Annotated in this window: 7 protein-coding genes; 3 read left to right on the forward strand and 4 right to left on the reverse strand. The window is 41.7% G+C overall.

What is annotated here, in order from left to right; all coding sequences use genetic code 11:
• Nucleotides 1-163 precede the first annotated feature (163 nt).
• The 3 genes from A9239_RS11200 to A9239_RS11210 all read left to right on the forward strand — a co-directional run bounded on the left by A9239_RS11200 (nucleotide 164) and on the right by A9239_RS11210 (nucleotide 2,700).
• On the forward strand, nucleotides 164-724 hold the full coding sequence (locus tag A9239_RS11200; protein ID WP_048121325.1) for a manganese efflux pump MntP family protein: 561 nt from the start codon (nucleotides 164-166) through the stop codon (nucleotides 722-724).
• Nucleotides 725-788: 64 nt separating this feature from the next.
• Complete coding sequence (locus A9239_RS11205; protein ID WP_048156127.1) at nucleotides 789-1,781, forward strand: isocitrate/isopropylmalate dehydrogenase family protein; 993 nt, start codon at nucleotides 789-791, stop codon at nucleotides 1,779-1,781.
• A 343-nt stretch (nucleotides 1,782-2,124) separates the two neighbouring features.
• Nucleotides 2,125-2,700, forward strand: coding sequence for a cyclase family protein (locus tag A9239_RS11210; protein ID WP_230668903.1), 576 nt, complete (start codon nucleotides 2,125-2,127; stop codon nucleotides 2,698-2,700).
• An 841-nt stretch (nucleotides 2,701-3,541) separates the two neighbouring features.
• On the opposite strand, the gene A9239_RS11215 is transcribed toward A9239_RS11210, so the two are convergent.
• The 4 genes from A9239_RS11215 to A9239_RS11230 all read right to left on the reverse strand — a co-directional run bounded on the left by A9239_RS11215 (nucleotide 3,542) and on the right by A9239_RS11230 (nucleotide 6,746).
• Nucleotides 3,542-4,750: an FprA family A-type flavoprotein gene (locus A9239_RS11215; RefSeq protein ID WP_048121320.1), complete on the reverse strand. Its 1,209-nt coding sequence runs from the start codon at nucleotides 4,748-4,750 to the stop codon at nucleotides 3,542-3,544.
• Between the two features lie 21 nt (nucleotides 4,751-4,771).
• Nucleotides 4,772-5,278 (reverse strand): ferritin family protein, encoded by a 507-nt coding sequence (locus A9239_RS11220; protein ID WP_048121318.1) that lies wholly within the window; start codon nucleotides 5,276-5,278, stop codon nucleotides 4,772-4,774.
• Nucleotides 5,279-5,333: 55 nt separating this feature from the next.
• Complete coding sequence (gene afpA, locus A9239_RS11225; protein ID WP_048121316.1) at nucleotides 5,334-5,969, reverse strand: archaeoflavoprotein AfpA; 636 nt, start codon at nucleotides 5,967-5,969, stop codon at nucleotides 5,334-5,336.
• Between the two features lie 93 nt (nucleotides 5,970-6,062).
• A complete protein-coding gene (locus tag A9239_RS11230; protein WP_048121314.1) occupies nucleotides 6,063-6,746 on the reverse strand; it encodes a flavodoxin family protein in 684 nt (227 codons plus the stop codon).
• Nucleotides 6,747-7,168 lie beyond the last annotated feature (422 nt).

A 7,168-nucleotide genomic window follows, 5' to 3' on the forward strand; every position in this document is an offset into this window, starting at 1 on the left:
TCTCTATATCACGTGTTAAACCTTTAAATATCCCTACATCGCGTGTTGAATCTTTAAATATCTCCTAATCATGTTTTAAAACTCTAACTATCCCTAAATCATGTACTAATGATTTAACGATCCCGAAAAATCTCATTCATAAAACGAAACTGGAGTTAACCTAATGTCTTTCCTGACTAATTTCCTTTTAGGACTTGGGCTTTCAATGGATGCATTTGCAGTTTCCATGTCCAGCAGTACTACTATACGGCCTTTTCATCTAAAGGATGCACTGAAGCTTGCTTTCTTTTTTGGAGGATTTCAGGCTTTTATGCCTGTGTTGGGCTGGCTTGGAGGGAGCGCAGTAAGTGGCTTTGTATCAAACTATGCTCCCTGGATTGCTTTTGGGCTTCTGGCCTTTATCGGAGGCAAAATGATTTATGAGGCTCTTTATGGAGATCCGGATGGGAAGATAAATTCCCTCAATTATCCGGTGCTTCTGATGCTCGCAATCGCTACAAGTATAGATGCCCTTGCCGTGGGAATTAGCTTTGCTTTTCTCAATACTCCTATTCTTGAACCTGTGATTATAATAGGCTGTGTGACCTTTTTCATGTCTTTCTGCGGAGCAGTCCTGGGGTACAGAATAGGTCATTTTTTTGAGCACGAAGTCGAGATTATTGGAGGGCTTATCCTTATCGGGATTGGTGGAAAAATCCTTGCTGAACATCTACTCTGGATCTGACAAATCCTGGATGTCTCAAAAAGTTACGCCAGATTCATATACCACTAACTAAGATGCAGTTAGTATGAGACTAGCTGTAATCGAAGGTGATGGTATAGGTAGGGAAGTAATCCCTGCAGCTGTTAAAGTCCTTGATGCCTTCGGGCTTGAGTTTGAAAAAGTTTCCCTGGAGCTTGGCTATACTCGGTGGGAAAGGACAGGAACTGCAATATCAAATGATGATCTGGAAACTATAAAGGGGTGCGATGCTGTCCTTTTTGGGGCAATTACTACTGTACCGGATCCGAATTACAAAAGTGTGCTCCTGACAATACGAAAGGAACTGGACCTATATGCTAATGTCAGGCCTGTAAAACCTCTGCCCGGCATAACAGGAGTTACAGGGAGAAACGATTTCGATTTTATTATTGTCAGGGAAAACACTGAAGGGCTGTATTCTGGAATTGAAGAAATAGGGCCTGAAATCTCCTGGACGAAAAGAGTCGTCACCCGGAAAGGTTCCAAGCGGATTGCAGAATCTGCCTGTAAGCTTGCAAAGAAAAGAAAGAACAAGCTGACCATTGTTCATAAATCCAATGTCCTGAAATCCGACAAGCTTTTCCTCGATGTTTGCAGGCAAACCGCCAGTGCTAACGGCGTGGAATATGAGGATATGCTGGTTGACTCGATGGCTTACAACCTTATTATGCATCCTGAAAGGTACGACATTGTGGTTACAACGAACCTCTTCGGAGACATTTTGAGTGATATGTGCGCAGCCCTTGTAGGAAGTCTCGGCCTTGTCCCAAGTGCCAATATAGGGGAGAAATATGCCTTCTTCGAACCTGTGCACGGGAGCGCACCTGACATTGCCGGAAAGGGTATTGCAAATCCGCTTGCTGCGATTCTCTGTGTAAAAATGCTGCTCGAATGGATGGGAGAACCTCGGTCGCAAATTATCGATGAGGCAATAGCCTATGTGCTTCAAAAGAAAATCATAACTCTTGACCTCGGAGGGACGGCTAGCACAATGGAAGTCGGAAACGCAGTTGCGGAATATGTGGTGAGTAATATGTGAGGAACAATATACAGGATCGGCGCAGCTCACCCTGGTAACGTAGTTTGAACTGGTAACGTAGTTTGAACTGGTAACGTAGTTTGAACTGGTAACGTAGTTTGAACTGGTAACATAGTTTGACCCGTAGCATAGTTCAACTTGATAACATAGTTTAACTTGGAGGGTTGGATCGCCTCCTGCCAGAGGAGAGTTTTTAATGTTTTAAGTCCTTTTTTATAATAAGGCGCAGTTACATTTTAATCAAAGATGACTACGCACTTAAATTCTGACTTCTCGCTAACGAATGAATGGGGGTTTCATTCTGCGTCAATTTTTCGATATCTCACTGCCGATTACGGAAGAAATGGTTGTATATCCGGGAAAGCCGGGACCTTCTATTAAGAGGTATGCCTCTGTTCCGAGGGATAAGGTAAACGAGTCTATCCTGACTCTTGGAAGCCATACAGGTACTCACGTAGAGTCCAGGCTGCATCTTCAGGAAGGTAGAGAAGGAGTTGCTGACTTGCCTCTTGATCATTTTTATGGAAAGTGCAGGGTTTTTGACCTCGCTCTGGTAGAAAGTGAAATTCATATGCAGGACCTTGAAGAGTTTGAAATCGGACCTGAAGAAATAGTACTTCTCAAGACCAGAAACTCGGCTCTTGGGTACGTGCAATTCCTTGAAAATTATGTACACCTTAAAATGGATGCAGCTGAATACCTCGTCAATGCCGGAATCAAAACCCTGGGATTTGATTACCTGAGCATCAAAAAACCTGACGGGGACGATGATGTCCGTGAACTGCTTATTAATAATACGACTTTGTTTTTAGGACTCAACCTTGCCGGTGTTCCTGAGGGGGAATATACATTCATAGGTCTGCCTCTCCGTATAGATACGGACGGAGCTCCGGCGAGAGTGATACTTGTTAAATACTAACATTTCATAATAAAAACTAGTGTCGAGTCAGTCATCAAGGATTCAATGATTCCGAATAATTGAAATTGATTTTATGCGACATTTTGTGGTTGATTCTACATAGGAAAGACCGAATAATATAATAATTACAGCAAATGTTTTCAAAAACAGTTATAAAAAATTGACTTCAAACTTTATCCTGTGTAATTGGGATAGAAATTACAGGTTTAAATGGAATCAGTTGAAAAGTAAGTTTCTCTCCGCCTTTAATTTTCGTCGGAATTTCTTCATGTTTCCGGTTTTTTCTGACTTTTCTTGAAGTTTTTGCATCTCAGTTGGTCTGTTCTTGAGATCCACTTCAATTGATTTATGTTGAAAACTTACTTCTCAACGTTCCAATTCTTTAGAGGTTTTACTTCATTTTGATTCGCAGTTTTTAATTTGCAGCTTTTCAATTCGTAGTTTTTTATTATATGACTCAAGTGCTTCCAGGCTATCGTCAATAATCCGGTTTTATATACTCATTACTGGTGCCTTTTGTTTAAGTATAGACATATCTTCAAACTGTACTGAGGGATTTATGTTTCTGTAACTTTCAAACTGCTCATAATACAGAGCACGCTCGATCAATCCTTTGAATATTTCCTCCATTGTATTCACCTCTATTTCTAAAAACTACTTCAGTACTTATTAATCTCAGCCTAGCAGAGTGAAAGTATTTCTTGCAGGACGTCCAACAAAAATTCCAGGCTCTACGGCTATTGAGGCTGAAAGGCTGAAAACCTTTCTGGAAGGCTTTCAAAAAAATGGAGTCAAAAAATGGAGTCAAAAAAATGTTAAACGGAGAGTCGGAATAAAATAATTAATTCTTTTTTGCGATGGCTACAAGCTGCTCTCCAAGCTTTTTGCATCTCAACAGTTCTTTTTCATATGGTCTGTACTTTACCTGCAACCCGGGACCAATCACTTCAATTCCTGCGCTTTTTAGTTCCTGTTCTATGATTTTTACTGCTCCTCCTCCCCAGCCATAGGATCCGAATGCCACAGCTTTTTTCTTCTGGGGGCGTAGGCCTTTGAGATATACCAGGAAGTCACCGACCGTTGGAAAGAGCCCATTATTAAGGGTCGGTGAACCTACTGCAAAAGCGGCTGCATCAAGCATCTCTTTCATGATATTACTCCTTGAGCTTTTTCGAAGATTCAGCAGTTTTACCTCCACACCTGCGGCTCGGACAGTTTCGGCAATTTCGTTTGCCATTATTTCTGTGCTACCCCACATGGTGTCATATATCACAAGCACTTTTTCTTTTACCTCTCCACCAGCCCACGATCTGTAAGCCTCAAGGATCTTCGGCAGATCCCGTTTCCATATAATTCCGTGAGAAGGAGCTATCTGCAAGGGTTCTATTCCCAACCTGGTTAATAACCCAAGATAACGAAGAAGCGGCATATGGAAAGGCATGAGAATGTTTGCGTAGTACTCGGCTGCTTCAGGAAGGACATCTCCCACTTCAAAATCATATCTTTTTGATGTTGCTATATGCTGCCCGAAACCATCGTTTGAAAAGAGGATTCTGTCTTCTTTCAGGAAAGTCTCCATACTGTCAGGCCAGTGCAGCATTGTAGCTTCCAGGAACAGAAGGGTTTTGCCACCAAGATCCAGCTGGTCGCCTGTCTTCACAACCTCAAGGTCCCAGTTCTCACTGCCTGAGCTTTTAAAGTAACCATTAAGGATATCTATGCCCTTTTTTGTAATGAGTATTTTAGCATCGGTTTGTTTTTTAAGCTCTGCCAGAGAACCTGAATGGTCAAGTTCCATATGGTTTACTACAATGTAGTCGAGTTTTGAAGGGTCTATAATTTGACTAATGCGTCTGAGCATCTCCCCTGCAAAGGGAGATTTTACCGTATCTATAAGTGCGGTCTTTTCCCCAATGACCAGGTAGGAGTTGTAGGTTGTTCCTCCGGGAGTAGTAAATCCGTGAAAATCTCTTCCGTTCCAATCAATTGCTCCTACCCAGTATACACCACTGGAGAGTTCAACGACTCCACCTGTTTCTTCTGTATCCATATTCGCAGCTCGTCTGGTTTTTCAGGTCTGCATCCGGAAACTGGTAATCTCTTCCAGGAACTGGTCAATTAACTCGTAATGGCTTCTTTCGTAACCTGCTAGCATCTCGAAGAAAGTTTTCAGGCTTTCGTCATCGACCCTTTTTGCGACTTCCAAATAAAAATCTTCACTTTTTCTCTCGTGCCTCAGGGCTGCAACAAGGATGCCCGCATCTCCAAGCGTAACCTCTCCACCTTTTATGCGGCCCATATCAAACTCAGGGGTGAAAGACTGGCCACTCGGAATTTCCGTACTGGTTACGAGCAGCTCATTTTGATCCCGATATCTTTCAAGATAGCCAAGATGTTTTGCCTCTTCATTTGCCAGGTACTCGTAGAGTTCCTTAAATTTCGGTTTGTCCATTAAAGCAGCTTTACTCAAGTAGAAGTCTCTTGCCTCTGTTTCCCTCTCAATTGCCAGAGCTACGGCTTCTTCAATTCCTTTAAGATTTTTTACTTCCTCTACTACATCTTGATACGTGCTTCTCATACTTCTTACCCCCTATGATAACTTATATATTCAGATTACCTAATTTTTAAAGTTTTTATATCCTGGTTTCTTCCTGAGTTTTCTTCTTTTTTCGTTCTTTCACTTTCAGGATTATATCTTCAGTAGGTCGCTCAAGCCCGAATATGTCATAAATTTCGTAGGGGCTTTTAAGCACCGTGATATTTTCCATCTGTGCAAGTTTTTCCGAGTTTTGAACATCTACTTCACGCATATTAAGTTCAAAGGCTCTGCCACTGGGTGCAGAGGTTTTTACACTCCCTCTTTTCTGGTCTACTGGCAGGATGAAAATAGGTGTTTGTCCTTTTCCAGTCTGAGAAACGGCGTTTGTAACAAGGGTATCTGCAATCCCATACACAATTTTTGCCACGGTATTGGCGGTTGCCGGGGCTATCAATAAGAAGTCGTAGTATCCCATCTGCAGTGGGCCTGCAATGAACGGGGAGTTAGGGCCTGCATCCACCTTAAAGTTAGGAAAGTCTTTCTGGATTTTATCCCAGAGATGATACCATTTCATTACGGTCTCACCCTCTTTAGAGAGAAAAACCATTGCTTCAACATTTGTTCGGTTCTTAATGTCTACCAGAATGCTGTAGGTCTCAATCATCTGGTCTCCCGAACCTGTAATTCCCCATGCTATTCGCTTGATGTTCTTATTTAATGATTCTACCAAAATAACTCCTCCTTAACTGGTTCTGACAAATCATGGAATTATTTTTCTTCCTGATTAACCTGAATCCTGAAAATCCATCTTCCAAAGTTTACATCATTTGCTTTCTTCTTTTTTCGTTTCAGACGACTGGGGTTTGGATTCCGTTCCTGAAGAAGCATTTTTTACAAGCCGGGTTGTCTGGACAAGTTTTTTAAGGGTTCTTCTAAGGCTTCTCATGCCTTCGGAATCTTCTGAGACTCCTTCTGCCCCTTTGTCCTTAGACCAGAATGTCCCCCCCAGGTTAGCTCCAAAAGAGCCTCCTCCCACAGGTATCATTTCATTGATCACATAAAAGTTCAGGATAGTCTGGATAGCCGGTTCCTGTCCCCCCATCCTGTCTCCTCCGTCTGCAATGCCCATTCCAACTTTATTCAAAAAAACCTTTGGGTTTTTGGCAACTACGGCTCTGCATCTATCCATAATTGTTTTAGTCTGAGCGCTCAGCGTTCCCTGATAAACAGGAGTTCCGATAATCCAGGCGTCTGCCCAGATCATTTTGTCGTATAGCTCGGCTGAAATATCATCCTTATGAATGCAGCCTTCCTTTGTTTTTAGACAGAAGTCGCAGTGGATGCAAAAGTTCAGCTTTTTCCCTTTTGCAGAAAAGTAATCGGTTTCTGCACCATATTTCTCCTCTGCAATCTTCAGCGCTTCCCGGATCAGAAAATCAGTTGCCATATTTCTGGGACTTCCGGATATTCCGAGAATTCGTATAGGTTTGGCTTCGGTTTCTTGCATGTCCCCCTCCGAATTACAAGTCAAATTATGTATATAAGCAAATATATCTATATGCTGGTATATCTTTCGGGTAAATAATTTTATGCCTGAGTAATTATATGCTTGAATTTTTTTAATTTTTCTTTTACAGCTTAAATCTTCTGTATAACGCTATCGGATGGTGGACTAAGCAAATTGTTCCGTATCCGAGGATTGTATATCACTTTTTCAGGATAAATTGTCATGTCAAATCAAGGATATGTTGAAAGTTTCTTCACCGAAAAGTTTATCTAGATGTTATTGAGACGCCGACCTATTAAGTTTCAAAAACTGGTAAAGTATAGGCGTCATAAAGTATTCGTTCGGAGACGTGACGCACTCATGAAAACAAAAACAGGTATTATGTGATTGAAACAAAACAGGTGATTTCAAACAAAACAGAT

This window comes from Methanosarcina sp. A14 (genome assembly GCF_001729375.1).
In the GTDB taxonomy this organism is placed as follows: domain Archaea; phylum Halobacteriota; class Methanosarcinia; order Methanosarcinales; family Methanosarcinaceae; genus Methanosarcina; species Methanosarcina barkeri.

Excerpts from the sequence above, each read along its gene's own strand:
- A9239_RS11205 (WP_048156127.1), top strand. The coding sequence starts at position 789 with ATGAGACTAGCTGTAATCGAAGGTGATGGTATAGGTAGGGAAGTAATC.
- A9239_RS11220 (WP_048121318.1), bottom strand. The coding sequence starts at position 5,278 with ATGAGAAGCACGTATCAAGATGTAGTAGAGGAAGTAAAAAATCTTAAA.
- A9239_RS11230 (WP_048121314.1), bottom strand. The coding sequence starts at position 6,746 with ATGCAAGAAACCGAAGCCAAACCTATACGAATTCTCGGAATATCCGGA.
- A9239_RS11210 (WP_230668903.1), top strand. The coding sequence starts at position 2,125 with ATGGTTGTATATCCGGGAAAGCCGGGACCTTCTATTAAGAGGTATGCC.
- A9239_RS11215 (WP_048121320.1), bottom strand. The coding sequence starts at position 4,750 with ATGGATACAGAAGAAACAGGTGGAGTCGTTGAACTCTCCAGTGGTGTA.
- A9239_RS11200 (WP_048121325.1), top strand. The coding sequence starts at position 164 with ATGTCTTTCCTGACTAATTTCCTTTTAGGACTTGGGCTTTCAATGGAT.